We start from the raw sequence: 26,330 nt of genomic DNA, 5'->3' as shown, positions 1-26,330 counted from the left end.
ACCTGGGCCAGGACAAAGGACATGGTTGCGTCCGGCCATTTCACCACCCAAAAGTCTGGCGGCCTGCTTAGTTGTTACTTCCATGGCGGGGATTATCTCCGAGAGCAGAAAGGGCAGCGTCTGTAAGATGGCGCACGAGTTCGGGGGCGAAGGTTGCCGTGTTGCACCCGAACGCCATAGGGGAATGAACGCGCCAGCCGCGGTCGCTTTGCACCAGGCGAAGGTTTGTTAGGCGAATATCTTGCGAAACTTGTGCATCGAAAAACGCAACAGTCCGCCCGCCGGCGCCAGGCGGCGCCGGCCGAATGTTGAGGATGTGCATTTTGCTACCTAAGCTGCCATGTCAGCAGCTTCTTCTGCCGCGCATTCGGCCAAATATTCTTGCACGCGAAAATGTCTTTCACGGTCGGCCTGCAGACAGGCCGAAACGTATTCGAGCGTAGCAAAGTGGTCGGGGATGCCCCCGCCGTCCCTAACGGCAAAATAGCGTCCAACCATTTCGCCAGTGTTCTCAATATTGAAGCGGACGCCGAGCACCGCTAGCAACCTTTGAAATCGATCAGACGTACTCGAGCGACGTTCGTTCCCATTGAGAAAGTCGAAGGTTTCCACCTTTCCGGGCCGCTTGACGCGGGTTGCCGACACAGTGATCCGCACCAGTTCATCGGCGCCTTCGGTAATATCGACGGCCGAGACGCGATACACTTTGAAGTTGAAAGTTGGTTTGAATGTCATGCTGCCCTCGCTACGAGGGTCGAGGGAGAATTGTAGTAGGTGGCGGCTGAATTGGTGGTATGACTGTTCATTGCTACTCCTATGGAGGTGGCACATGGCACTGCCCGCAAGCGAGGCGCGGTACGATCTGCGCAAAGAGTACGGCGGCCCCTTCAAGGGTACCTGGACCGTGTTCGATATCTTCACCGGCAAGCCCGCAAAGGTGAACGGCATGGACCAGGTTTGGCTTGAGGAGAAGCAGGCCGACGACTTGGTCGACCTGCTGAACCTGCAGGATGCTAGGCGGCGCGGGTTGCTTTGATTGTCATTGAGAGAGTGATGCTCATGCTGCTGCCCTCCGTGCAATGCGCTGCTCGATCCACGCTTGAACCTCTTGGCGCACGAACGCCACGCGGCGGTCGCCAAGCAGAACCGCAACAGGGAAGCGTCCCTCGGCGCGGTATTTGTTGAGCATCGAGCGCGACATACTAGTCATGCCACAGGCATCGTTCAGCGAAACCAGCCGTGGCTGATTGTCGTTGCCGGGAATCATGGTGTTCTCCTCGGCGCCGGACGAAATCCGGACGCAGTTCGAATAGGTTGATTGTCGGGTGAAGAATCCGGCATTTAAGCCGGGCGCTGGGGTTGACTGACGCTCAAGCGCCGTTGCCGTCTCGGGGCAACTACCCGGCGGGGTAACCCGCTGCTTTGGCCTCAGGCCCAAAAGTGCATTCGCGCACCTGATACATAAAAGGCGCCTCGGGCGGTATGGTCAAGGTTGCCGTATAGTTATTTTTTACCACCGCAGTGGTTGGCCCAATCAGTCATCAATTCCCTACGTTTTTGCAACGCGTCCCCTCGCCGATATGCACGTTCGACGGCATTGCCGACCTGATGCCCTAGCGACCACTCGATGATCTCCCGTGGGTACTGCGTCTCCTCCCCTGCCCAATCGGAAAAAGCACTTCTGAATCCGTGAACAGTCGACCCCGGCCTTTTTGCGGTAAGGGCAATTCGCATGGCAGCATTGCCGAGCGGTCGGTCTTTGCGTGCGCCTTCGAATACAAATTTGGACAGGGAATCCCTCGCATTCAGAAGGTTGACCACCTGCAGCGCGAGCGGCACGACAAGCTCCCTGCCTGTCTTCGTGCGCTCGCCTGGTATTGTCCAGGTGGCTGCAGCGATGTCGATCTCCGACCAGACAGCCTCCCGCGCCTCACTCGTCCGGACAGCTGTGAGAACAATAAACTTGAGGCATTGCTCATCAGTCGTATCGCCAAGCTCGGAGAGGAAGGCAGGAACCGCCTTGTACGCCAGCGCTGCGTGGTTCGCGCCGGTAACGCGACCGGCGGCGGTCAGGACGTGCTCAAGGTGACCCGACCACCGCGCCGGGTTCTCGCCGCTTCGGAGGCGCTTTGCGGTGGCGTAGTCCAGTACCGACTCGATCTTCCCTCGCACGCGCTGACCAGTGGATGGCCGCTTCGCCCATATGGGCCGCAGCACATCCTCAATTAGTTCGGTGTTGACCGCATCGATCGCCACCTTGCTGAGCTTACCGGCGTGATCGAACAAATGGAGTCGCCATTCCTTCTCTGTCTTCACGGACCAATCGCCCGCCTCATCGAGATATCGAGCAGCAACCTCGCCGAACGTGGCTGCATGCGATTTCCGCGCCGCTCGTTCAGCATACGGGTCGAGGCCGTCCGCCAGAGCCTGACGCAGATCGTTTGCCTTCCGACGCGCAGCGGCAAGGGACACTGGAGCGATACCCGCAACGCCACCAAGGCCCAGTTCTCGCCGGACCCGATTCCTGATATAGACGAACACCCACGACTTGGTGCCTCCAGGATGTACGCGGAGCCATAGACCGGCGCCGTCGCCATAGATTCCGGCCTTGGACAGTGCCCGAACTTTTGCGTCAGTAAGCTTGTTTATCATAACCGTGGCAGATCATCCCTACCATAACCCGTTTCATAACGGCATTGGTTGTTACTATGGATAGAATGGGTGATACGGTCAATCTAACTCATTGATCTTGGCTACTTCAAGAAACTAAACTATTGAATTTGTTTAGGTCAAATCCGCCCATCGGGCGGCGTTTTTGTTTGCCTTGATTCTTTTGGCCGGCGGCACCGAACGCGTTGCGACTCGCCCTTAAGGAGCCGTGGTGGCTGCCGGCACCTGACCTTGCTGCCGCAGCCGCGCCATCACCTTTGCCAGTTGGTCGGGATAGTCCGGCGTGAACGTCCAATAGTGGGACCCGGCAGGCGCTTCGCCGGCGCCCAATCCGCGTTCGCTGGCTGGCAGGTGGAAGAGCAAGGTGATCAGCACGTCGCTGCTCACCCACGGATCGTCGTACCAGAACGTATGCGAACGGTTCGACAGGCCGGGTATGTTTTCGGGCCGCACCCGCAGCAGTTCGAGACCATATGATTTGGTTGCGCCCAGCAGCCAGCGCGACGCTTCGGGATCCAGTTCCCTCATATCCGGCCGACCGGCCCGCGAGGCACGGTTGATCACCTGCGACAGCCTGAGCGCGCTGTCATTCAGATTGACCGCCACCGTCACCCGCTCGGCCATGCCGGCATAGTCGCGCATATCGTCGACGAACCCGCGGAAATCGGCATCCGGTGCGGCGTGATAGACTTCGCCGAGCCGCGTGGCTTGCACTCCCGGCTGCTGCGCATCGCGACCAACGATCGCCAGGGCATCGCTGCCCACGGTGGCACCGGCGCTATAGGTGAAGACGTTGACATTCCTGGCGTCGGTATTTTGCGACAACAGCTCGACCAGCTTTGCCAGATGCGGTGCAGCGCCAAAGGCGGTTACCATGTCCCTGGAATAGCGCAGGAAATTCTCGGCCGTGGGCCAGACAAACAGCACCACCACCGAATTGCGCCCGGTGAAATGGTGAAGCTGTGCAGCTTGGCCGGCAGCGCGCTCGACCGTCGTGTTGGCACCGTGCACGTAGACGATGATATCCTTGTCGCGGCTGTTCTTGAGCGCTTCGTTGATCTGCGCGAACCATGCCTTGGCTTCAGGCGACAACGGATCGACATCTTCGATCGTGGCTTGCTCATTCATGTTTTCAAGATGCAGGAATGGCCGCCGATCCTCGCTGGCGCCGGTGGACCACGCGTAGATCTTGTCCCAGGTCGTGCCCTCCTCACCAATGCGCACCGTAGCCACCCCAGTATGAAGGTCGCGACCGGGCACGACTGCATAAAGGCGGCTGTCGCGGGGACCGACCGGCAGCCGATTGGTGGCATAAAACAGCTCGATCCGGGGATCGGGCGTCAAAGACGAGTTGGCTGAAAAGGCGTTCGACTGGCCATCAACGAACACAGCCGGTGCCGGCATCAGGCGCATGGGCGGCTGGTAAAACGACATCGCAACGGTGGCCACCGCGGCAATCAAGGCAAAGATGGCAACATAGCGAAGCATGATTTCTCCTTGAGCCCTTCGTGAACAAAGGCCCATCCGGACGTGTTACGCGGCCTCAGTGCTGCGGATGGGCAGCACCAACGGGTTCAGTTTCCAAACACGCGACGCAACAATTCACGAAGCGTCAGGTCGTGATCGAACCGTCCATGGCGGAGGAAGTTCAGCGTCTGCGCGATCACCAGCGGATTGTTCATCATGAAGGTGTGCGTTGTTGGCAGGACGATGTGGTCTTGCATGCCCTCAAGCCTGGTGCTTGCGACCGAAACCTTGCCGTCATTCGGGCCTTTGAACATGCCCGACAGGATCGGATTGATCGAGCGGTCGCCGGCGATGATGCCAAGCTCATAGTCGGCAGCATCAAGCTTGTTGGGAAGACTGTCGGGCCCGGTACCGAGCTGGACCCCTGCTGGACCGTTGACCATTTCGAAGAGCCTGAGGCTCCCGAACGTATCCACCACTTCGGAGCCGTGATTAGGCGGCCCGAGCATGACGACGCGGCCAAGATTTTCGGGGCGGTTCCGCATCAGCCAGGCCCGCACCAGTATGCCGCCCATCGAATGGGTCACGAAATTGACTTTACTGGCCTTCCCGCATTTCGCCACAGATGCATCGACGTAAGCGATAAGCTTGTCGATCGGGGCTTCGGTCGAAGGATAGGTGTCGTTGACGACGGCATAGTCGAAGGCGCCCAATGTCTCTTCCATCAGGAGAAAGGACGTGTCGCTGCGGGACAGGCCGTGCAGCAACACAACGCATTCCTGCGCGAAGGCGGCTGGAGAAAACAGCAGAAACAGAAGTGTCGCTAAAAGACGCATGAACCCAGCTAATCCGAATCCTCCGGATGTCTCAAGCTGGTGAAACTACGGCAGGAAATTGATTTGGTTTAAAGAGAGATAAGGGGGCCGGTCGGCGTCTGGCAGCGGTACGAGGAGGCCACTATGTGCCAGTGCCGGCCGGCCGACCCCACGGACCCAGGAGATGCGGCGGACCTGAGCATCATGGGGTATCAATTGGGCTTTCCGGCCTGTGCTCCTCGTGCCGACGCCCGTCCTTCTTCTCCGCTCCACAGTCGCCCAAGATTGCTTGAAGATCAACACTTTCTTAACCACGGCTACCCAGTCACTTGGGTTAAGGTAAATAATTTAGCTTAACCTCATGGAGTAGCACAACGCGACTCACGGTCAGGCAGCGCGCGCAACCACACGGTTGCGACCACGTGTCTTGGCATCGTAGAGCGCGAGGTCCGCGCGCTTCATCAGCCCGGAGACCGTATCGCCTTCTGGCCAGAGCGACGACACGCCGACGCTGACCGTCACCGACACCCCCATCTCGGCACCGCCGATGCCAAAAGGCGTCTTTGCGACCTCCGCGCGGATGCGCTCGGCAACCATTTCGGCAAGGGCTGCCTCAGTGTCCGGCATTACAATGACGAACTCTTCGCCGCCAAATCTGCAAGCCAGATCAATGCCGCGAACGCTTTTCTTCAGGCGCCGCGCGAATTCGCGCAGCACCTCGTCGCCGCCGTCATGACCAAAGGTATCGTTGATCCGCTTGAAGCGGTCGAGATCGGTGATCATGAGCGACAGCGGCCTGCGACGCGCGGCAGCGCGCTCGACAAGGCGCGGCAGGTGGCTGTCGAGATAACGCCGGTTGTGCAGCCCCGTCAGGCCGTCCGTCACCGCCATTTCGATGGTCTGGCTGACGCTCTGCCTGAGCTCTTCGTTGTAGCGCTTGCGGCGCACCTGGGTGCGCAGCCGTGCAATCAATTCCTGCCGATCGAGCGGACGCACCAGATAGTCGTTGATGCCGAGTTCGAGGCCGCGAATGATGAGCTCATCCTCGCCCTTGTTGACCAGCAGCACGATCGGCAGCGAGCGCGTGCGGTCGAGCGAGCGCAGCTGCGAGCACAGCCGCAACGGATCGAACTCCGAAAACCCGGTCGACACGATAACGCACTCATAGGTGCCTTCGGCTGCGTTAAAGATCCCGGATTGCGGATCGCCGGCGATATGCGCCTCGGCTGCACCATCGAGCAGCGCGCAGATGTGAGCCGCTGACGACGTCATCTCGTCGATCAACAACACCTTCGGCAGAGCGCCTTGCAGCAGGTCGCGCCGAGCCAGAAGCTCATCCACGCCGATGCTGTGGGTGGTCGAGGCGCGCAGGCGCAGCTCATCGGTCAGAACCTTGAGGCGGACCAGGCTTTTCACCCGCGTGATCAGCTGCAGGTCGTTGACCGGCTTGGTGAGGAAATCGTCCGCACCGACATCGAGCCCGCGCACACGATCGGTGACATGGTCGAGTGCCGTGACCATCACGACGGGAATGTGAGCTGTGGCTGGATCGGCCTTCAGGCGGCGGCAAACCTCAAAGCCGTCCATGCCGGGCATCATCACGTCGAGCAGGACGACATCGACCTTGCCGTCCTCGCAGGCGGCAATGGCGTCGGGACCGTTGAAGGCGGTCAGCACCTCGAAATATTCGGCAAGCAGCCTGACTTCGAGCAGCTTCACATTGGCCGGAATGTCGTCAACGACGAGGATGCGCGCGGTCATGCTAGTACCTCGAGCGAGACGGCGAGCACATCAGGCATCGCCCAGATAGGATTTGATCGTCTCGATGAAGCGCGGCACCGAGATCGGCTTGGAAATGTAGGCTTCGCAACCACCCTGCCTGATCCGCTCCTCGTCGCCTTTCATGGCAAAAGCGGTGACAGCGATAACCGGGATCGTGTGGAGGTCGTCGTCCTCCTTCAGCCATTTGGTGACTTCCAGACCCGAAACCTCCGGCAGCTGGATGTCCATCAAGATGAGGTCGGGCCTGTGCGTACGGGCAAGGTCAAGCGCCTCCAAGCCGTTGCGCGTGCGCACGGTCTCATAGCCGCTTGCTTCGATGAGGTCGCGAAAGAGCTTCATATTGAGCTCGTTGTCCTCGACGATCATCACTTTCTTAGCCATAGCATTCCGCCTCGATTGCACACCGCGTCTCGGCGGCAATCATCATGCGCACCCGACGCGCACACCAACCCCGAATCCGACGTTAACTCAAGAACATTACGAAACGTAAAACGCCCCTGCCAAATCACGGATCGTTGCGCAGCTGCTTTATCCGTTGCCGCGAGAGCCGCTAGCGGCTACTCCCGAGGCAGGTGGAACAAAGCGGAAATCCGATGCAAAAGAACCAGCAGTCGCAAGAGAACGCTCAGGCTCTGGCCATTCAGGCCCTGGCTTTCGTCGCATCCGACCCCGAGCTTCTGCCGCGTTTCCTGGCCATCACCGGCATCGAAGCCCAGCATATCCGCCGTGCGGCGCAAGAACCCGGCTTCCTCGCCGGCGTCCTGCAGTTCATCCTCGCCCATGAGCCGACGCTGCTGCGGTTTTCGCAAGAAACCGGAATTGCGCCGGGCGACGTCAGCAGCGCCGCGCGCGCGCTTCCACTTGGCGACGACGATCACGAGCGTTCGGCATGAGCGAGGACCCAGAAACCGCACGCCAGATCGCCGAGCTTGCCCGCGACACACGCCCGCTACTGGTGCTCGACGTTGACGAGGTGTTGCTGGAGTTCATGGTTCCCTTCATGCGTTTCCTCGACGCGCAGGGACTGGTATTCCTGGCAAAGTCATTCCGTCTGACCGGCAACATCGTCGACCAAAAGACCCAGGTTCCGCTTGAACAAGCCGCGGTATCTGCCCTGCTCGACGGCTTTTTCCACGCCCAGCGCGAATGGCAGACAGCGGCAATGGGTGCCGCCGAGGCCGTGGCCGAGCTGGCTGGCCATGCCGAGGTCGTGATGCTGACGGCGATGCCGCATCGCCATCGCGACGTCAGGCGGCTGCATCTCGACGAGCTTGGCTTCCCCTATCCGCTCTTGACCACGGAAGCGGCGAAGGGACCGGCACTCAGCCAGTTGAGGGGTGAAAGCGGCCGTCAGGTCGCCTTTGTCGACGACATTCCGCACAACCTCGTTTCGGTGCGTGATGCGGTTGTCGACGCGCATCTATTCAACCTGATGTCTTATCGCGAGATGCGGCTGCTGCTGCCCCCCATGCCGGACGGCATCGTCATTGCAGATGATTGGGCGGAAGCCGCGCCGAAGATCGCCGCGGCTCTCGGGCTTTAATATTCGCCCAGGTTGCGCCACCAGTCGCGGCCGGAATCGAGCCTTTCGATACCGGCGCTATCAAGCGCTGCGGCCCATTCGGTCGCCGACTTGCCCGCAAGCATCAGATCTGGTGCGATTTCGGCCAAAGGCACCATCACGAACGCTCGGTCGAGCATGCGCGGGTGCGGGATTTCCAGCCCGACATCGCTGACATTGCTGTTGCCGAGCAACAGCACGTCAATGTCGATGAGACGCGGCCCCCAGCGCTCGACGCGTACGCGCTTGAGCCTGCGTTCGACCTCAAGGCACAAATCCAGCAGCTCGAGCGGCGCCAGCGAGGTCGCGACCTCCGCGGTGACATTCAGGAAATCGGGCTGATCGACCTTGCCCCATGGCGGCGTACGGTGAAGCGAGGAGACCGCAACCACACGCGTGCTGCCGCTGGCGTCGAGCAGATGCAGTGCCGCAGCCATCGATTTCGTCGGATCACCAAGATTGCCGCCGAGGCTGAGAAAGGCTCGCTCCTCACTCAGGCCAGACAACGGTCACCTCTACGTAATCCAGGACCCCGCGCACCGGTGCATTGGGCTTGCGAACGGTGATCTCTGCCTTTTTGATCTGTGGGAAGCGCTGCGCGAGTGCCCGGCCGCATTCCTGCGCCAATGCTTCGATCAGAAAGCGCCGTTCCCCGGTGATGATCCTTTCGATGACTTCGAAGGCAACACCGTAATCGACAGTGCTAACTATCGAGTCGTCCTCCAAAGGACGCGTCGGATCGACCGTCAGCTCGGCATCGACGTAAAATCGCTGGCCGAGCGTTTCTTCCTCGTCAAGCACGCCGTGCCGGGCAAAGAAGGCGCAGTTTTTCATACGGATAAGGTACATCTGGGTCAGCGTCCCGGCAGGTTGGTCTGGCGCGCCAGCATAGCATCGGCGAATGCCAGCGCGTCCACGTTGATTGCGACATTATGGACGCGAAATATATGCGCGCCCTGCATGCGGAGTATGACGCTCGTCGCCGCCGTCCCGGCATCACGCTCGGCAGCGTCACGCCCGGTGACGTGGCCCACGAAGCGCTTGCGCGACGTTCCAGCGAGCAGCGGATAACCGAGCTCGGAAAGCTCAGAGAACCGCGCCATGAGGTCGAGATTTTCATCCGCATCCTTGGCGAAGCCAAAACCCGGATCGAGCATGATCTGCGCGTCGCTCACGCCAGCTTCGGCGGCGATCTCAAGCGAGCGGCGCAGGAAAAGAAACTGGTCGTCGATCACGTCGGGCAGTTTATCGCGATCGCGGCCGGTGTGCATGATGACGAGCCCTGCCCCGGTTTCGGCGGCAACCTTGGCGATACCGGGTTCGCGTTGCAGGCCCCAGACGTCGTTGACGATATGCGCCCCGGCGCCAATGGCAAGCCGCGCCGTCTCCTCGCGATAGGTATCGACCGAAATCAGAGCATCGCTCGACTTGGCAAGTGCTGCGATAATCGGCAGCACGCGATCCTGCTCTTCAGTGGCGGAAACGGGTGCGGCTCCTGGCCGTGTCGATTCACCGCCGACATCGACGATCACGGCACCTTCGGCAACCATGCGGCGGGCCTGCTCAAGCGCGAGCTCGGGCGCAATGAACGCGCCACCATCGGAAAAACTGTCAGGCGTGACGTTGAGGATGCCCATCACAAGCGCCCTGTCGGCGAGGTCGATATGGCGCCCATGCGCCAATTGCCATCGTTTGTCGGTCATGCCGTCGCCACAAAAGAATTCCAGAGGACAGACCACGTCACGAAATATCAACGCTTGCAGCGTCAACTCGCTGCACGGTCATTTCTGCGGCACAATGCATTTTCCATGCGCCGCCATCGCCCCTAACGCAAGGTCGGCCAAGAGGCAACACAATGAAGCATCTCTTCCTCGCTGCCTTGCTTGCCGGAGGCATCTGCCTGCCCGCCCAGGCGGCAACCGTTTCGAAATCCTACAGCTATTTCACCATCACCGGTAAGACGCTCGACGAGATCGAACATCAGCTGATGACACGCGGCCCAGAGGTCAAGAGCACCGGCGGCCGGCATCCAGGCGCGACGCAAATGGAGTTCACCAGCCGCATCGGTTATGCCGAGGTCAAAGGTGGCTGTGCGATCGTGTCGGCCCAGGTCACCGTCAAGGCCAAGGTGATCTTGCCGCGCTGGCGCCAGAGCGGCAAGACGCCCCAGGACGTCAAGTTGATCTGGAACACGCTATCGGCCGACATCAAGCGCCACGAGGAAAGCCACGTGGTGATTGCCAAGAATCATGCCCGCGAGCTCGAAAACGCGCTGAAGGCGATCGGCAAGCAGAAGTCGTGCGACATCGCGGCTGCCAAGGCGAAAGCGACGAGCAACCGGATTCTCACCGACCATGATCGCGCGCAAGAAGAGTTCGACCGCATCGAAGGCATCAATTTTGAGAGCCGCATCATCCGGCTGCTGCGCTATCGCCTGGAGCGGATCGACGCCGGCAAGATCAGAAGCTGACCAGCGGCTCCCTTTAGTCGGGAACGCCGAGCTTCTTGTGCAGGCTGGTCGACGACGTCGTGTACTGGAAAACGATGCGCTCCTTGGGGCTGATGATGTGCTTGGCCGCCTGGGCCATCAGGGCCGCTTCGTGAAAGCCCGACAGGATCAGCTTCAGCTTGCCCGGATACCAATTGATGTCGCCGATGGCGAAGATACCCGGCGCCGATGTCTCGAATTTTTCCGTATCGACCGGAATCTGGTTCTCGTGAAGATTGAGGCCCCAGTCGGCCACCGGTCCGAGCTTCATCGTCAGCCCGAAGAACGGCAACAGCCGCGTGCACGAAACCTCGACATCGCCTTCCGCACCCTTGACCGTGATTGCGCGAAGCTCACCGTCCTCGCCTGAAAGCGCCGACACTTGCCCGATCACCAGATCGATGGCGCCGGCATCACGAAGCGCATGCATCTTGTTGACGCTGTCTGGTGCTGCCCGGAACTCCGGCCTGCGATGGACAAGCGTGACACGCCGCGCGATGGGTTGCAGGTTGAGCGTCCAGTCCAAAGCGGAATCCCCGCCGCCAACCACCACCACATCATGGCCGCGCAATTCTTCCATGCGCCGGACTGCATAGCGAACGCTTGATTTCTCAAAGGCCTCGATCCCGGGGATCGGCGGGCGCTTGGGCTGGAACGAGCCGCCGCCAGCCGCAATCACCACCACCTTGGCCTCGAAAACCTCATTTTCATCGGTGGTAACGCGGAAACCGCCGTCTTCCAGCCGCTCCAGTGCCGTGACCATGCGGTTGAAGGTGAAATCCGGCTTGAAGGGAGCGATCTGCTGCAGAAGCTTGTAGACCAGCTCTTGCGCGCCGATCGAAGGATAGCCTGGAATGTCGTAGATCGGCTTTTCCGGATAAAGCTCGGCGCACTGCCCACCAGGCCGGTCGAGAATGTCGATCAGATGGCAGCGCATGTCGAACAGACCAAGTTCGAACACGGCAAACAGGCCGATCGGGCCGGCACCGATGATCAGGACGTCGCTAGTGGTGATGTCGCTCAAAGCCGCCTCGCCGCTCACGCATGCATATGGAGAATGTGCATGACATGGTGCGCCATGCCAAGCGCGGCGCAGATCAGATAGGCTTAGCCCTGGCGTTCCGGAACGGTGACGACGAGGCCGTCGAGCTCGTCCTTGACCTTGATCTGGCACGACAGGCGCGAATTCGGGCGCACCTCATAGGCGAAGTCGAGCATGTCTTCTTCCATCGCCTCTGGCTCGCCGACGATCGCGCTCCACGCTTCGTCGACATAGACATGGCACGTCGCGCAGGCGCAGGCACCACCGCACTCTGCCTCGATGCCAGGCACCGCATTGCGGATGGCGTTTTCCATCACGGTCGAACCATTTTCGGCTTCGACTTCGAAACGCGTGCCGTCATGGGCGATGTAGGTCAGCTTGGTCATGCTCGTTCCTAAGAAAAGTCACCCGGCAGATAATCACTCCACCGAGCAAGTCAACTGCCGCGCGAAAGCGTCGCCTGATGTCGGGTTTGCGATCTAGCGGCTGATCGCCGAGATGAAATCGCGCACTTCGTCGATCAAACGGGCAAGCCGCCTTATCAACCCGGCATCATCTGGATGCGTCTCGATCTTGGCGACACAGTCCGCAATCGGGAATGCACCGACGCCCCGCGCGGCCCCTTTGAGGGCGTGGCAAAGCCTGAGGCGCTCTGCCAGGTCCGCCGTGACGATCGCATCGCGAACTGAAAAGGCCTGATGAACGAACATGTCGAGCACCTCGCGCTCGACATCGCGATCACCAATCGTCTGCCGAGCCAGATGTTCGAGGTCGATCGGGCGGGCATGTGCTGCGGCCGAAGATTCTCCTCCCGGCATCCCGAAAGCCACGGAACCGGTTTCGCGCGTTACCATTCACCCTTGCCTCGCCACTCCCCCATGGGTTGGTAACCTAGGGCGACCATGTGGATAACCCGTTAACCCGACAAAGCCCGAAAGCCTGCGGAGTTGGGGCCGACAATCACGCCAGTGTTAACCTTATATTTAAACTTTTACGTATCGGGGCGAATGCATGTTTTCTTTACCCGATTGTGTCACTACGATACGGGCGGTCCATATTGAGCCTCGGACGCGGTCAAAAATAGGACAGAAAGTCCAGAGATTCCGCGTCTTTAGTACAGGGTAGCGTAGGCATGGCGAAGAAATCCACTCCGACAAAAAACTTCGATCTCGACGTAGCCAAGGAGCTCGAGGAGGCGCTCGACTTCGATTTGAGCGGCGGCGAAGGCGGCCTCGACATGGCTGCGTCGATGGACGATCTCGAAGCGCAGATTTCCCAGGCAGCTGAGGAACTGGCGCGCGAAAGCGACAAGCAGAAGCCCGCGGCGCCCAAGGCCCCGCCAGCACCTGTAGCCGCGCGCCCTGTTGCCGAGCCCGCTGCCCAATTGCGCCCCGTCGAGACCAAGCCATTGCAGCCCGAAGGCTTCAAGCCGGCCAATGACGACCGCCAGAAGGATTACAAGTCGCTGCTGCACGGCCTCAACCGCCGCGCCTCCAGCACCATCTACTGGATGGTCGGGGTGGTGTCCGTTGCCTGGGTCGCGGGCGCTGTCGCGCTTGCCGACCGCATCGTCACGCCCAGCATCTGGACCATCCGCTCGGTAGACGACGCGCTGGCACGCCCAGGCCTGCTGATGCTTGTCGTCGCCACCATCGTTCCGATCGCCCTGTTCTGGGCTTTTGCTGCGATGATCCGCCGCGCCCAGGAAATGCGTATTGCCGCCCAGTCGATGACCGAAGTCGCCTTCCGTCTCGCCGAGCCGGAGAACATGGCGCAGGATCGCGTCATGATGGTCGGCCAGGCCGTGCGCCGCGAAGTGGCTGCCATGGGCGAAGGCATCGAGCGCACGCTCGCCCGTGCTGTCGAACTCGAAACGCTGGTTCACTCCGAAGTCAACCAGATCGAGCGTTCCTATTCGGAAAACGCCGCGCGTATCCGCTCGCTGGTCGACGGTCTCGGCAACGAACGCGAAGCCGTGGTCTCGCATGCCGAACGTGTCCGGGCATCGATTTCCGGCGCACATGAGACGTTGCGTGACGAGCTCGGCTCGGCAAGCGACATCATCCGCGATAGCATCCTGAACGCCTCGACCAAGCTGTCGATGACGATCACCAACTCCGGCGACACGCTCATCGACCGCATCAACGAAGGCGGCATGGGCCTGTTTGAAGCCATCGACAACCGCATGGAGACGCTCGGCGACCGCCTGTCGACCTCGGGCGAGGCCTTCGCCAGCCTGCTCGACACGCGCATCGCCAAGCTTACCCAGAGCACTGACGAGGCGACCCGTTCGCTGACTGACCTGCTCGACGACCGTACCTCGGGCATGGTTTCCCTCCTCGGTGGCGCTGCCAAGACGCTCAACTCCGAGTTTGAAGCCAATTTGCACGGCATCGAACGTACATTGGCCGAGCGTGGCCAGGCGCTGATCGGCGAATTCCAGACGCGCGCCGAGGCACTCGACACTGGCACTGCCAAGCTCAATGCGGCGCTCGAAGCGCGCGCCCGCCAGATCAATGAGACGCTGGTCGAACGTGCTCGCGAGATCGCTTCGACCTTCGTCCAGGGACGCGACTCGCTGACTGCGGTGATCGACCAGGGCAAGGCCCAGATCGGCACCGACCTCGCCGATATCATCACCTCGACCTCGACCATGCTCGAAACTCGCGCCAGCGATTTCGCCGGCCGCATGGAAGCTGCTCGGCACTCGGTGTCGAGTTCCTTCGACGGCGACATCCAGCGCCTCTCTGATGCGCGTGTCGGTATCGAGCAGGCGGTCGAAGACCACACCCGCAAGCTGTCCGAAGCGCGCGACCGCATGGCCGCAGCACTCAGGGACGACCTCAGCAAGTTCGCCGAGGGTCGCGCCAGCATCGAGGCCGCCGTCGGCTTCCAGGTGCAGAAGCTCGCCGAAGGCCGCAGCCTGATCACCCAGGCCCTCGACGACGACATGCGCAAGCTGGACCAGTCGCGTCAGGTTATCGACGACACCCTCAGCAGCCAGTTCAGGCAGCTGGCGCAGGGCCGCGAACAGCTGGCACAGGCGCTCGTCGAAGACTCCGAGAAACTGGTGCAAGCCCGTACGAATATTGACGAAATGGTCGCTGGCCATGTCGGAAAGCTAGCTGAAGGCCGCAACATTCTTTCGCGCGCACTTGAAGCCGACCTCAACAAACTCGCCGACAGCCGCAGCAGCATCGACGGCCTCGTCGCCGGTCAGGTCGAAAGGATCGCCGAAGGCCGCGCCATCCTCGCCAACGCGCTTGAGACCGACCTCGCCGGCATCAAGACGCTGGTCGACGATCATTCGTCCAAGATCGCCGCTGACCGCGCTGGCCTGTCCAAAGCGCTCGAGAGCGACCTCGACGGCATCAAGGCGCTTGTCGACGGTCATTCGTCGAAGATGGCAGCCGATCGCGCCGGCCTTTCCAACAACCTCCAGATGGACATCGCGGCGGTCCATGGCCTCATCGAGGACCACGCCGGCAAGCTCGCTGACGAGCGTGTCCTGCTCTCCCAGACGCTGGAGTCTGATCTCGCCAAATTGGCAGAGAGCCGCTCCGGCATAGACGGCCTGGTCGCTGGCCAGGTCGAAAAGCTTGCCGAAGGCCGCGACATCCTCAAGCGCGCGCTCGAAACAGATCTCAACGCGATCCACAGCACGATCACCTCGCAGTCCGAGAAGCTCGCCGAGGACCGCGCAATGCTTTCACGTTCGCTCGAAACCGACCTCGATAATGTCAGGGGCCTGGTGTCGGGCCATGCCGAGCGGCTCGCTGCAGAACGCGGCGCGCTCTCCAGGGCACTCGAAGACGACCTTGCCAAGCTGGCCGAAAGCCGCTCGGGCATCGACGGCCTCGTTGCCGGACAGGTCGAGAAGTTGGCCGAGGGCCGCGACATTCTCAAGCGCGCGCTCGAAGCTGACCTCAACGCCATCCGCAACACAGTTGCCTCGCAGTCGGAGAAGCTTGCCGAAGACCGTGCGATGCTCGCCCGTTCGCTCGAAGCGGATCTCGACAGCGTCAAGGGCCTGGTTTCAAGCCATGCCGAGCGCCTCGTCGCCGAGCGTGGCACCTTGTCCATGGCACTCGAAGACGATCTCGCCAAGCTGGCCGAAAGCCGCTCGGGCATTGACGGCCTCGTTGCCGGTCAGGTCGAGAAGCTGGCGGAAGGCCGCGACATCCTTCGCCGCGCACTGGAAGCCGATCTCGCCAGGATCGATGGCATGATGCTCGGCCAGGTCGACAAGCTGGCCGCCGGCCGCGATACGCTGACCAAGGCGCTCGAAGCCGACCTTGCCATGCTGAACGACAGCCGTGCCAGCATCGACGACATCGTCGCTGGCCATGTCGGCAAACTCGCAGACGGCCGCAACGCCATGGCCCGCGCGCTTGATGAAGACCTCGGCAAACTCGGCGATGCGCGCCGCGATATCGACCTGGCCATCGCTGGCCATATCGACCAGATCGCAGCACGCCGCGTCGACATTTCCGATGCGATCGCTGGCGACATCGAAAAGATCGAGGAGACCTTCCGTCGCCAGACCGGCGTGATCGAAGAGCGCACCAGCTCCATGGAACGCGCCCTCTCGCTTGGCGTCGACAATGTCCGTGGCGTGCTCGAAAAGAGCGCGGTCTTCGTGGCTGGCGCCCTGCGCGAAAAGGTCATGGAAGTGACCGCAGCGCTCAACGAAGAAGCGGGCCGCGCCTTCACCGACGCCGACCGCCGCATCGCCGAGCGTGCCGAGCAGACCTCGACCGCCCTGCTCGCGCGTACTGAAGACATCGCCCGTACTTTCGAAGACGCTGACCGCCGACTTGCCGCGCGCGCCGATGAAACCTCGAACGCACTCCTGGCACGTGCCGAAGAAACCGCCGACACGCTGTCGGCCAAGGCAGGCGAAATCGCCCGCACCTTCGATTCAGCAGACCGTTCGCTGATCGCGCGTGCCATCGAAACGGCGGATGCGCTGTCGGCCCGCGCCGGCGACATCCTGCGCAACTTCGACAGCGCCGACGAACGGCTCGGCATGCGCATCGGCGAATCCGCCGACGCGCTTACTGCCCGTGCCGCCGAACTCGGTCGCATCTTCGACACAGCCGACGAAAAGCTCGCCTCGCGCATCGCAGAAGGCGCGGATTCGCTTGGCAACCGTGCCGGCGAACTCAGCCGCATCTTCGACGCAGCCGACGAGCGTATCGCTGCCCGTGTCGCCGACAGCTCGGCAACGCTTGGCAGCCGTGCAGGAGAAATCGTGCGCAACTTCGAACAGGCTGACGAACGGCTCGCCGCCCGCGCCACGCAAACGGCAGACGCGCTTGCCGGCCGTGCCGCCGAAATCGGCCGGACCTTCGAGGAAGCCGACAGCCGAATCGCCGCTCGCGTCGACCAGACTGCCGATTCGTTGCTTAACCGTGCTGGCGAGATCAGCCGTGCCTTTGAGGAAGCTGACAGCCGGATAGCCGCTCGCGTCGACAAGACGGCGGACTCGCTGCTCGGCCGCGCCAGCGAGATCAGCCGCGCCTTTGATGAAGCCGACAACAACATTGCCGCTCGCGTCGACAACACGTCGCAGTCGCTGCTTGGACGCGCTTCGGAGATCGGCCAGGCATTCGACGAAGCCGGACAGCAGCTTGCCGCCCGCATCGCCGAGAGCACCTCGGGCATCGGCGAGCATGCGGCGTTGATCGCCAACGCCTTCACCGAAACCGAACAGCGCGTCGTTGCCCGCGCCCATCGTACCTCAGCCGATCTCGATGCCCGCGCTCGCGCCATCGAAGAGACGCTGGCCAATGTCGATGAACGCCTCGCATCCGGCGCCGAAGGTGTTGCGGCCCGCATCGGCGAGCACCTGACCAGTGCCGAAGCCCGCCTCGCCTACGGCGCGGAAACAATGGGCCAGAAGCTCAACGAGCAGGTTGCCCAGGCTGAAGCACAGCTCGTCGCCCGCGCCAATGTGGTCGCCGAGACCTTCACGGCGGTCGGCCAGCATATCGGCCAGAGCACCAACGAGGCCGCTCGCGCGATCGGCACCAACACGCGTGAACTCAATGCCATGCTGGTTGAGCGTTCGAACGAGATCGCCAAGATCCTCGACGAGACCGCCCGTCCGCTGGTCGATCGTTTCGCCGAAAGCGGCAACGACCTGCACCGCAGCATGGAAGAGGTCACCGCGCGTGCCACCGAAAAGCTGCGCGCCGAAAACGCAGTCCTTGTCGAGGCGCTTGCCAACCGCACCGCCGAGACCCTGTCTGCTGTCGAAGGCGCTCGCTCGACGCTTGCCGATAGCGTGGCCGATCTCATCGGCCGCATGACGGCATCCAGCTCGCAGCTCGGCAACCTGATCGATCAGGCCGCGGCGAACCTCGCCAATGTCGACGATCGTCTGACCGGCAGCACCTCGAACTTCGCCGCAACCACGGAAAAGGCCGCACAGACCTTCTCCAGCGCTGCGCGACTGGTGGATACCAACACCAATCGCCTGACCGACCTGTCGTCGACCACGCTGCGCGAAGTGGCCTCTATCGCCACCAAGTTCGACGAGCACAGCCGCCTGCTGTCGAACGCGTCCAACCTGCTGTCTTCGGCGCAGAGCAACCTCGAGCACACGCTCGAGCGCCAGTCGTCGCTCGAAGACCTCGCAGTCGGCCTGGTCAAGAAGTCGGAAGACCTTGAACGCGTCATGCAGTCGTTCGAGCGCCTTGTCGGCCAGACGCTGGAAAACGCCGAAGGCAAGACCATGGAATCGGCAGACAAGATTCGCATTGCCATCGCCGATGTGGTCGAAACCGCGACCAAGCGCTTCGCCGACGCCACCGAGGACATGCGCCGCACCGCTGGCTCCATCAAGAGCGAGCTCGAAAGCACGCGCGCCGAGCTCAAGAAGGGCGTGCTCGACATGCCGGCAGAGGCCAAGGAATCGACCACGGCCATCCGCCGTGCCGTTTCCGAGCAGATCAATGCGCTCAAGGAGCTGTCAGCGATCGTTGCCAAGTCCGGCCGCACCGTCGATGTCTCCGATGCCTCGCTGCGCAACCCGCAGCCGCAGCCGGCGCGCCGTCCTGCCCCGCAGCCCGAGCGTCGCGAGCCGCCAGCACCGCTCGGTGGCACGGCCCTGCGTGGCACGCTGGATATTGATCGCCCCGCTCCCGCCCAGCCGCTGCAGCAGCCGGCGCGTGAACCGGCCAGCCGCGGCCAGCAAGGTGGATGGGTCCGCGACCTGTTGACCGGTGCATCGCGTGAGGAACAGTCGGGGCGTCCAGCAGGCCAACCTGTCGCCGTGCCGGCACAGCGTTCACCCATGCATGTGGTCGAGTCGCTCAACTCGCTGTCGGTCGATATCGCCCGCGCCATCGATCATGACGCCTCGATCGAGCTTTGGGATCGCTACCGTCGCGGCGAGCGCGATGTGTTCACCCGCCGCCTCTACACGCTGAAGGGCCAGCAGACCTTCGACGAGATCCGCCGCAAGTATCAGTCCGATGGCGAGTTCCGCACTGCCGTCGACCGCTATTGCGACGATTTCGAGAAGCTGCTCAAGGACGTCTCGCGCAACGACCGCGACAACATCATGACCAAGACCTACCTGACCTCGGATACGGGCAAGGTCTACACCATGCTGGCACATGCGGCGGGTCGCCTGAAGTAAGGCATCAGCCCGCAGGGCAGTAAGGCAATACGGCAATAGGGCAGTAGGTTCGTTACCTGCTGCCCTTTTGCTATCTGCTCATGTTTTGGAATGGTGGGGTGTCTCGCGACACGCCCTACTGGCGGGTCTTCCAGGCCGCCGCCAAGAACGGGAATGCGATCAAGCAGGCAACGGTCGGTTCAATGGGAGCGGAGTCGGCACTGACTGCCTTACTGCCCTATTCCCCCACTGCCTTCTTATATCAGCCCTTCAGTCCACTTGACGATTTCGGAAGCAGCCTGGCCGAAGGCACGGTCGAGGGCAGCCACATAGGCATCGTTGCCGGCACCTGAAACCGGCGCACTAGCGGTGAAGACACGCGAGGCGCGCACCTGGCCGTTGCGATCGTTGAGGAGCCTGACAAACAGTTCGACTTCGGCGCGTTCGCCACCGTCGACCTTGATCTCAAAGCTCCGCAACTCGGCGATCACCTGGTAGTCGATCGCAAGGCCCTCGCCGGGCTTGCCTACGCCGATGAAGCCGCCGGCGCGCTGGAATGTCTCCGCAAGCCGCGCCTGCACGATGCGTGGCAGCCGATCCGACCACTGCGCGCCCTTGAGGAACTGGATGGAACCGGGCGAAGGCGTGATGACGATGCTCTGACCATCGAGCGACTTGAGCGCGGAGGGTTCGGCGATAAGGATCTGGCGATGGCTCGAGCCACCGCGCCCAGTCACCGCAGGCGCGGTAAGTTCGTAGGTGTCGAGCGGCGGAGGCGTTGCAACGAACAACGAGGCACAGCCAGACAGCGCAAACGCGGCTGCGGTGAGCAGCAATGTTGATCTAGCAGCCTTCACGTGCTGTCCCCGAACAAGACTCAAACCGCGCTTTGCGCGAACCACCCTCAGGCACTGTCATGCTGTGGCATGCCAGCGATGTCAACGACGCACCCGTCCGTCGAACTCGCGCACGCTGCCTTCGCCGCCTGTGATGATGCGTTGGGGATTGCGCTCCAGATCAGAGACCGCCTGTTCGATACGGCTGATCGAACGCCTGGAGTCCTGCACCAGCGACTCGACATCGCGGAGACCCTGACCGGAGAAGCGGGACAGGCCATCCATGATCGTTGAGAGCCGTGAATTCAGCGTATCGGCAACCTGCTTGAACGATTTCAAAGTCGCGCTGGCATCGGACATCACCCCATTCGCCTCACCCGAGCCGAGCAGCGTGTCGACCTTTGCGAGCACGCCGTCGACGCGCACTGATGCCTGGTTCAGGCGCGAAGTCAGTTGCTTGGCGTCCGAGATCATCTGGTCGATGTCTTCGGAGCGGTTGCCGAACTTGCCGGTGACCTTGGCCACGTCGGCGGCGACCTTGTTGGCGTTTTCACTGGCCTGTCGAATATTATCGAGCGATGCACGCACACTTGCGGCGTCGACGCCTTCAAGCACGCCGTTGACCTTGGTCAGCGTCTTCTGGGTGTTCTGGGCGAAATCGTTGATCGAAGCGACGGCAGTGTCGACGCCCTTGACGATGCCATCGAGTTGGTCGCTTTGGGCGCTGAGGTTCCTGGTGAAGGTGTCGACACTGGCAACGATGTTTTTCACCTTCTCGGGATCGACGGATTTGAGTAGCCCTTCGGCAGCGGTGATCGTGCCGTCGAGCTTGCCAGAAACACCTGACAGCTCCTCGGACAGCGCGCTCACGCTCGCCAGGAACTTGTCGACCCCATCGGCATTGCGCGCCAGCGACTCGGAGAATTTCTGGGCATTGTTGACCGTTTCAGTCAGTGGGCCACGGACGTCGTTGGTAAAGCCTTCGAGGTTGGTCAGGACGGTATCGGCGCGCTTGAAGATGTCTTGTGCGGTCTGCAGCAGGTTGGTGACGGCGGACGGATTGGCGACGATCTCGGCGATCTTGCCTTCCGCCTCGGCCTGGTCGAGCAGATTGGGTTCCTTGACGTTGGCGCCCTTGAGCTCGATGTTGGCCTGGCCCGTCAGGCCGGCAAGGCCGATATCGGCCTGGGTCGACCGGGTGATCGGCGTCATCTTGTCGATCTCGGTGTCGGCAATGGCCACCTGGGGGTTGGTGACGTCGAGATAGACGCGGCGGACGTCGCCGACCTTGACGCCGTTGAACAGCACGAAGCTGCCCCTGGCCAATCCCGATGCGGAGCCAGGAATGCGCACGCGCAACGTTACCGTTTCACCGCGATCGCCGATTGCCGCCGTCCAGTAGACGAAAGCAAAGGCAGCCAGGATCGAAAACAGCGTGAAGATGCCGACGATGACGTAGTTGGCCCTGGTCTCCATCACATCATTCCATTCTATGCCCTGGCCGCAAGATCAAGCTGCCGTGCCCGCTTTCCGCGGAAATAGGATCTTACCCACGGTTCTTCGCTCGTGAGCATGTCGTTGATCGTGCCTTCGATCAGAACCTTCTTGTTGCCGAGCACGGCAACCCGGTCGCAGACCGAAAACAGGCTGTCGAGGTCGTGCGTGACCATGTAGACGGTCAGCCCCATCGTATCGCGCATCTTCCCGACCAGTTCATCGAACTCGGCCGCCCCGATCGGATCGAGACCCGATGTCGGCTCGTCGAGGAAGACGATGTCGGGATCGAGAGCCAGCGCGCGCGCAAGGGCTGCGCGCTTGATCATGCCGCCGGAAAGTTCGGAGGGGAATTTGCGCGCCGCATCCGGCGGCAGCCCCACCAACTCGACCTTGAGCATGGCGAGTTCGTCCATGAGCTTTCTCGGCAGATCGAGATATTCGCGCATCGGCACCTGAATGTTTTCCAACACCGTCAGCGCCGAAAACAGCGCACCGTGCTGGAACAACATGCCGAGGCGCATGTCGATCCTGAGTCGCTCTTCCTCGCTTGCCGTCTCAAGATCGACCCCGAACAGCTTGATCGTGCCGGATCTTTTGCGGATCAGCCCAAGGATCGTACGCAACAGCACGGACTTGCCGGAACCTGAAGCACCTACGAAGCCGAGGATCTCGCCACGTTTGATATCGAGATCGAGCTTGTCGAGGATGACTTTGTCCTCGAAGGCGACCGTCAGGTCACGCACAGAAAGCAACACCTCGCCCGGGGCGTCCGGGATTTGGCTTGCTACCTGAATGGTCTTTGCGCGGCTTGCCATGTCAGAAACTGATCGCTGCGTAGAACATGGCAAACAGGCCATCGAGAATGATGACGACGAAGATGGACTTGACCACCGATGCAGTGACATGGCGGCCAAGCGATTCCGCGCTACCGCCAACCTTCATGCCCTCGACCGAGGCGATGGTACCGATGATCAACGCCATGAACGGTGCCTTGATCAGACCGGCGGAGATGGTGCTGAGGTCGATTGCCAGGCGCAGGCGGTCGATGAAGGCGGCGGGCGGGATGTCCGAATAGAGCCATGCCGCCAACATGCCGCCGCCAAGCGCCGCGAAATTGGCGATGATGGTGAGGCATGGCAACGCGATCACCAAGGCTACCAATCGCGGGAAGACAAGCACGCCGATCGGGTTGAGACCAATCACGGTCAGCGCGTCGACTTCTTCGCGCATCTTCATCGAGCCAATCTCGGCGGTGATCGCGCTGCCAGAGCGGCCTGCGATCATGATTGCCGTCATCAGCACGCCGAGTTCGCGCAGCACCAGAACGCCGACGAGGTCGACGACAAAGATGTCCGCGCCGAAATAGCTGAGCTGGTAGGCGCCTTGCTGGGCAACGATGCCGCCGACGATGGCCGACATCAGCACGACCACCGGAATGGCGCCGACGCCCATACGATCGATCTGGTTGAAGATGGCGGCCGGATTGACGGCATGGCCGCGCCCTAGCTTCATCTGGGCGCCGCGGATGGTCGCGCCAAGAATGTTCATCGAGGCGAGGAAATCGTCGCGCATCTCATAGACGCGGCGACCCATGGCCTCGAGCAAGCGGATGACGACATTGGGTGCGCCTGCCCCGGCCGATTCGCCGTCCCGCCGCACGGCGTCGCTAACGGCACCGAGAAGGATCTTGGCGACATCGCTGCGGCCCTCCATCTGGACCTCAACACCCTTTTTCTCATTGGCACAGACAAGTCGGTCGATGACCCAGGCACCGGCGGTGTCCATCTTCTCTATGCCGGAAAGGTCGAGCGCGAGCTTCGCAAAGCCCTTGCGCGCCTCGATCTTGCGCATTTCAGCATCGACGAAGGCAACCGTGCGGGTGGTCCAGATGCCGGTGAACACGCAAGCAAGCACGCCTTCGCGCTCCGCCACAGCTACCTGCGGTCGGTGATCTCGGCCGTCGGCTGCCCCGCCGCTTGCTTCCCGTTTGCCGATGGTGAACATGGCACACTACTTAACGCGTCGGCTGCGGCATGTCGATTTTCGCAACCACGCCAAGCAGTTGAACGGAGCAGATTTTCATGTCGCGTGTCCTTTCGGTCGTAGATGAGCGCTTTCCCATCGCCGGAACGTTCACCATCTCGCGTGGTTCCAAGACCGAAGCCGAAGTCCTCACATGCACGATAGCCGAATCAGATTTCATCGGGCGTGGCGAATGCGTACCCTACAAGCGCTATGGCGAAACCTTGGAGAGCGTGCGGGAGCAGATCGAAAAGGCGCGCCGCGCGATAGAAAATGGTGCCACTCGCGCCGATCTGCTGACGCTGATGCCGGCGGGTGCAGCCTGCAACGCCGTCGACTGCGCGCTGTGGGACCTGGAGGCCAAGACAAGCGGCATGTCAGTCGTATCGCGGCTCGGCCTTGCATCACCGCGTCCGCTTGAGACGGCCTATACGCTATCGCTGGGCGAGCCGGAGGCGATGGCGGCACAAGCACGCGCCAACGCCTCGCGACCATTGCTCAAGGTCAAGATCGGTGGCGACAATGACATCGCCCGTATCCGCGCCGTCACTGAAGCGGCCCCCAACAGCCGCATCATCTTGGACGCCAATGAAGGCTGGACTGATGCCAATATCGTCGCAAACCTTGCCGCGGCAGCCGAACTCGGCATCGCGCTCATCGAACAGCCGCTGCCAGCCGGCGCCGACCAGATCCTTGGCCGCATTCCGCATCCGGTTCCGATCTGCGCCGACGAGAGTGTTCATATCGCGGACGATCTCGGCGAGCTCAAAGGCCTCTACGATGCGGTCAACATCAAGCTCGACAAATCGGGCGGGCTGACGGCCGCGCTCGAACTGCGCGATCAGGCCCGCGCCCTTGGCTTCAAGGTGATGGTCGGCTGCATGGTGGGCACGTCGCTCGCCATGGCGCCTGCTGTGCTGCTTGCCCAGGACGCCGAGTTCGTCGACCTCGACGGCCCGCTGCTTCTGGCGCGCGACCGTTCGCCAGGGCTTATCTACGAAGGTTCAATGGTGTCGCCGCCCCTGCCCGAGCTTTGGGGCTGAGCGGGACGCCAGAACCACAAGCACGATCGCGCAGGCAGCAACGACGGCCATGAAATAAAAGCCGTCGACGCCGAACCGCTGGTAGAGCGGGCCCGAAAGCAGCGTCACGATCGCCATCGACATGCCATTGGCGAAGTAGGCGACGCCTTGAGCCGCTCCGGTGCGCTCTTCGGGCACCGACTCGGCAATCAGCTTCTGCACGCCGATCAGCACCAGCGCTGTCGATACCGAATGCAGGCTTTGCACGGCGAAGAAGCCGGGGACGCCGAGCCCGAGCGGCCAGATCAGCGGATAGGCGACCCAGCGCACGATCGCGCCGATGCCGGCCAAAATGAGTACCGAGGCCGTGGATTTGGCGCCGAACAGGCGCGTGAAGAACATGAACATCACGATCTCGGTGACCACGCCCCAGCTCCAGAGCAGGCCGACCACGGTTTCGTTGATGCCGAGCGATTTCCAGTAGATCGACACGAAACCGTAGAGAAAGCCGTGGCTGCCGATGATGACGCCGGTGCCGCCGGCCATCAGCAGGAAATAGCGGTTGAAAAGCTTGGGTGCGGCCTGCTGCATATCGGTGGCCGAAAGCGGCGAGGCAAGCCTGGGCCGACCGAGGCGCGGCGTGATAAACGACATCACGAAGCAGCCAAGCAGACCGATGGAGATGATTGCCGGCACAGCGTCAGCCCCTGTCAGCGACAGGATGAAGCCCGCACCAAGACTGCCGGCAAGAAAGGCGATGGAGCCCCAGATCCGCATCGCCGCATAATCCGACCCAAAGCGGCGGACACCGGAGAGCGCCAGCGAATCGGCGATCGGCGAATGCGGTGTCCACACCACCGAAAGCGCCAGCGAAACGGCAAGCACGACGAGGTAGGTCGGCTCGAGGAAATAGCCAAGCGACAGCAGCAAGGCCGAAGCGGCGAGGAAGATGAAGACGTTGGCACGGTCCTTGGCGCGATCGGCCATAGCGGCGATCAGCGGCGTGGTGATGACGCGTAGGAACATCGGCGCCGACAAAACGATGGCGATCTGCTCGGGGTCGAACCCCTTGGCTTCGAGCCACAGCGGGAAATACGGCAGGTGCACGCCCATCGGCACAAAAAGTGCCGCGAAAAGCAGTGAGATACGCAGTTCGAAGCGCTGCGGCTTGATCTGCTGTTCTGGCGTGAGTGGGGGAAGCTTCATGGCAGATATGCGGGTCCGGGCGCGACCCGAACCATACAAGCCTCACCGATTTGCCTGACCCATTACCATGGGTGCCAGCCGCACGAAAGCCGCCGGGTCTGTCGAACGGAGCAAAGGTTGGACCACGCGCCTGATGCTGTGTCTGCCAAGCGTTGTTGGCGCGTCGGCGGGCCGCTGGTGCACGCCAAGACGCAGCGCCCGCTTGTACACCGGCTGCATTGCGCAGCGCGCATCGATTGCCGCATGGCCTGGCCCTTCGCGCCTATGGCGCGAGACATCGGTCGAATCACACATG

At 61.8% G+C, this 26,330-nt stretch carries 24 protein-coding genes; 6 read left to right on the top strand and 18 right to left on the bottom strand.

Annotated elements, in window-relative coordinates:
* Positions 1-330: 330 nt before the first annotated feature.
* Positions 331-735, bottom strand: a complete 405-nt coding sequence (locus tag AC1DLV_RS20245) for a hypothetical protein (protein WP_476801721.1) — start codon at positions 733-735, stop codon at positions 331-333.
* 94 nt (positions 736-829) lie between these two features.
* Here AC1DLV_RS20245 and AC1DLV_RS20240 point away from each other — a divergent pair, with 94 nt between their 5' ends.
* A complete protein-coding gene (locus AC1DLV_RS20240) occupies positions 830-1,036 on the top strand; it encodes a hypothetical protein (protein ID WP_476801720.1) in 207 nt (68 codons plus the stop codon).
* A 21-nt stretch (positions 1,037-1,057) separates the two neighbouring features.
* Here the strand turns inward: AC1DLV_RS20240 and AC1DLV_RS20235 are convergent, their stop codons facing one another.
* The 6 genes from AC1DLV_RS20235 to AC1DLV_RS20210 form a co-directional block, all read right to left on the bottom strand.
* A complete protein-coding gene (locus AC1DLV_RS20235; RefSeq protein ID WP_476801719.1) occupies positions 1,058-1,267 on the bottom strand; it encodes a helix-turn-helix transcriptional regulator in 210 nt (69 codons plus the stop codon).
* A 236-nt stretch (positions 1,268-1,503) separates the two neighbouring features.
* On the bottom strand, positions 1,504-2,652 hold the full coding sequence (locus tag AC1DLV_RS20230) for a tyrosine-type recombinase/integrase (protein WP_476801718.1): 1,149 nt from the start codon (positions 2,650-2,652) through the stop codon (positions 1,504-1,506).
* A gap of 216 nt (positions 2,653-2,868) precedes the next feature.
* Complete coding sequence (locus AC1DLV_RS20225) at positions 2,869-4,158, bottom strand: alpha/beta hydrolase (RefSeq protein WP_476801717.1); 1,290 nt, start codon at positions 4,156-4,158, stop codon at positions 2,869-2,871.
* Between the two features lie 86 nt (positions 4,159-4,244).
* Positions 4,245-4,973, bottom strand: a complete 729-nt coding sequence (locus tag AC1DLV_RS20220; RefSeq protein WP_476801716.1) for an esterase/lipase family protein — start codon at positions 4,971-4,973, stop codon at positions 4,245-4,247.
* Positions 4,974-5,339: 366 nt separating this feature from the next.
* On the bottom strand, positions 5,340-6,713 hold the full coding sequence (locus tag AC1DLV_RS20215) for a PleD family two-component system response regulator (RefSeq protein WP_476801715.1): 1,374 nt from the start codon (positions 6,711-6,713) through the stop codon (positions 5,340-5,342).
* 30 nt (positions 6,714-6,743) lie between these two features.
* Positions 6,744-7,115: a response regulator gene (locus tag AC1DLV_RS20210; protein ID WP_476785764.1), complete on the bottom strand. Its 372-nt coding sequence runs from the start codon at positions 7,113-7,115 to the stop codon at positions 6,744-6,746.
* A 212-nt stretch (positions 7,116-7,327) separates the two neighbouring features.
* Here AC1DLV_RS20210 and AC1DLV_RS20205 point away from each other — a divergent pair, with 212 nt between their 5' ends.
* Both AC1DLV_RS20205 and AC1DLV_RS20200 read left to right on the top strand, forming a co-directional pair.
* Positions 7,328-7,627, top strand: a complete 300-nt coding sequence (locus tag AC1DLV_RS20205) for a DUF3572 domain-containing protein (protein WP_476801714.1) — start codon at positions 7,328-7,330, stop codon at positions 7,625-7,627.
* Positions 7,624-8,277, top strand: coding sequence for a hypothetical protein (locus AC1DLV_RS20200; RefSeq protein WP_476801713.1), 654 nt, complete (start codon positions 7,624-7,626; stop codon positions 8,275-8,277). Before AC1DLV_RS20205 ends, AC1DLV_RS20200 begins: the two co-directional genes overlap by 4 nt.
* On the opposite strand, the gene folK is transcribed toward AC1DLV_RS20200, so the two are convergent.
* The 3 genes from folK to folP are packed head-to-tail and all read right to left on the bottom strand — an operon-like array spanning position 8,274 to position 9,998.
* Positions 8,274-8,801, bottom strand: coding sequence for a 2-amino-4-hydroxy-6-hydroxymethyldihydropteridine diphosphokinase (folK, locus tag AC1DLV_RS20195; protein WP_476801712.1), 528 nt, complete (start codon positions 8,799-8,801; stop codon positions 8,274-8,276). The genes AC1DLV_RS20200 and folK overlap by 4 nt on opposite strands.
* Complete coding sequence (gene folB / locus AC1DLV_RS20190) at positions 8,785-9,144, bottom strand: dihydroneopterin aldolase (RefSeq protein WP_476801711.1); 360 nt, start codon at positions 9,142-9,144, stop codon at positions 8,785-8,787. Before folB ends, folK begins: the two co-directional genes overlap by 17 nt.
* A 5-nt stretch (positions 9,145-9,149) precedes the next feature.
* Positions 9,150-9,998, bottom strand: a complete 849-nt coding sequence (folP, locus tag AC1DLV_RS20185; protein ID WP_476801710.1) for a dihydropteroate synthase — start codon at positions 9,996-9,998, stop codon at positions 9,150-9,152.
* A 152-nt stretch (positions 9,999-10,150) separates the two neighbouring features.
* On the opposite strand from folP, the gene AC1DLV_RS20180 reads away from it, so the two are divergent.
* Positions 10,151-10,765, top strand: a complete 615-nt coding sequence (locus AC1DLV_RS20180) for a DUF922 domain-containing Zn-dependent protease (protein ID WP_476801709.1) — start codon at positions 10,151-10,153, stop codon at positions 10,763-10,765.
* 13 nt (positions 10,766-10,778) lie between these two features.
* Here the strand turns inward: AC1DLV_RS20180 and AC1DLV_RS20175 are convergent, their stop codons facing one another.
* The 3 genes from AC1DLV_RS20175 to AC1DLV_RS20165 all read right to left on the bottom strand — a co-directional run bounded on the left by AC1DLV_RS20175 (position 10,779) and on the right by AC1DLV_RS20165 (position 12,679).
* The gene (locus AC1DLV_RS20175) at positions 10,779-11,807 is read right to left on the bottom strand and encodes an NAD(P)/FAD-dependent oxidoreductase (protein WP_476801708.1); all 1,029 of its coding nucleotides are present in this window, start codon (positions 11,805-11,807) and stop codon (positions 10,779-10,781) included.
* Between the two features lie 83 nt (positions 11,808-11,890).
* Positions 11,891-12,211, bottom strand: coding sequence for a 2Fe-2S iron-sulfur cluster-binding protein (locus tag AC1DLV_RS20170; protein ID WP_476801707.1), 321 nt, complete (start codon positions 12,209-12,211; stop codon positions 11,891-11,893).
* A 93-nt stretch (positions 12,212-12,304) separates the two neighbouring features.
* Positions 12,305-12,679 carry an Hpt domain-containing protein gene (locus tag AC1DLV_RS20165; protein ID WP_476801706.1) on the bottom strand — a complete coding sequence of 125 codons (375 nt, stop codon included), beginning with the start codon at positions 12,677-12,679 and terminating at the stop codon, positions 12,305-12,307.
* Between the two features lie 278 nt (positions 12,680-12,957).
* Between AC1DLV_RS20165 and AC1DLV_RS20160 the strand changes: the two genes are divergently transcribed.
* Positions 12,958-19,473, top strand: a complete 6,516-nt coding sequence (locus AC1DLV_RS20160; protein WP_476801705.1) for a coiled-coil domain-containing protein — start codon at positions 12,958-12,960, stop codon at positions 19,471-19,473.
* 236 nt (positions 19,474-19,709) lie between these two features.
* Here the strand turns inward: AC1DLV_RS20160 and AC1DLV_RS20155 are convergent, their stop codons facing one another.
* From AC1DLV_RS20155 to AC1DLV_RS20140, 4 genes are all read right to left on the bottom strand, one after another.
* The gene (locus AC1DLV_RS20155; RefSeq protein ID WP_476801704.1) at positions 19,710-20,309 is read right to left on the bottom strand and encodes an ABC-type transport auxiliary lipoprotein family protein; all 600 of its coding nucleotides are present in this window, start codon (positions 20,307-20,309) and stop codon (positions 19,710-19,712) included.
* Positions 20,310-20,390: 81 nt separating this feature from the next.
* Positions 20,391-21,764 carry an MlaD family protein gene (locus AC1DLV_RS20150; RefSeq protein WP_476801703.1) on the bottom strand — a complete coding sequence of 458 codons (1,374 nt, stop codon included), beginning with the start codon at positions 21,762-21,764 and terminating at the stop codon, positions 20,391-20,393.
* Positions 21,765-21,778: 14 nt separating this feature from the next.
* Positions 21,779-22,600 (bottom strand): ABC transporter ATP-binding protein, encoded by an 822-nt coding sequence (locus AC1DLV_RS20145; protein WP_476801702.1) that lies wholly within the window; start codon positions 22,598-22,600, stop codon positions 21,779-21,781.
* 1 nt (position 22,601) lies between these two features.
* A complete protein-coding gene (locus tag AC1DLV_RS20140) occupies positions 22,602-23,789 on the bottom strand; it encodes an MlaE family ABC transporter permease (protein ID WP_476801701.1) in 1,188 nt (395 codons plus the stop codon).
* A gap of 77 nt (positions 23,790-23,866) precedes the next feature.
* Between AC1DLV_RS20140 and dgcA the strand changes: the two genes are divergently transcribed.
* Complete coding sequence (gene dgcA / locus AC1DLV_RS20135; protein WP_476801700.1) at positions 23,867-24,850, top strand: N-acetyl-D-Glu racemase DgcA; 984 nt, start codon at positions 23,867-23,869, stop codon at positions 24,848-24,850.
* On the opposite strand, the gene AC1DLV_RS20130 is transcribed toward dgcA, so the two are convergent.
* The gene (locus tag AC1DLV_RS20130; protein WP_476801699.1) at positions 24,812-26,035 is read right to left on the bottom strand and encodes an MFS transporter; all 1,224 of its coding nucleotides are present in this window, start codon (positions 26,033-26,035) and stop codon (positions 24,812-24,814) included. The two genes, dgcA and AC1DLV_RS20130, sit on opposite strands and share 39 nt — an antisense overlap.
* Positions 26,036-26,330: the final 295 nt, after the last annotated feature.

It is taken from the genome of Aminobacter sp. 01T433 (assembly GCF_056398585.1).
This window is presented reverse-complemented; position numbering and strand designations above follow the sequence as displayed.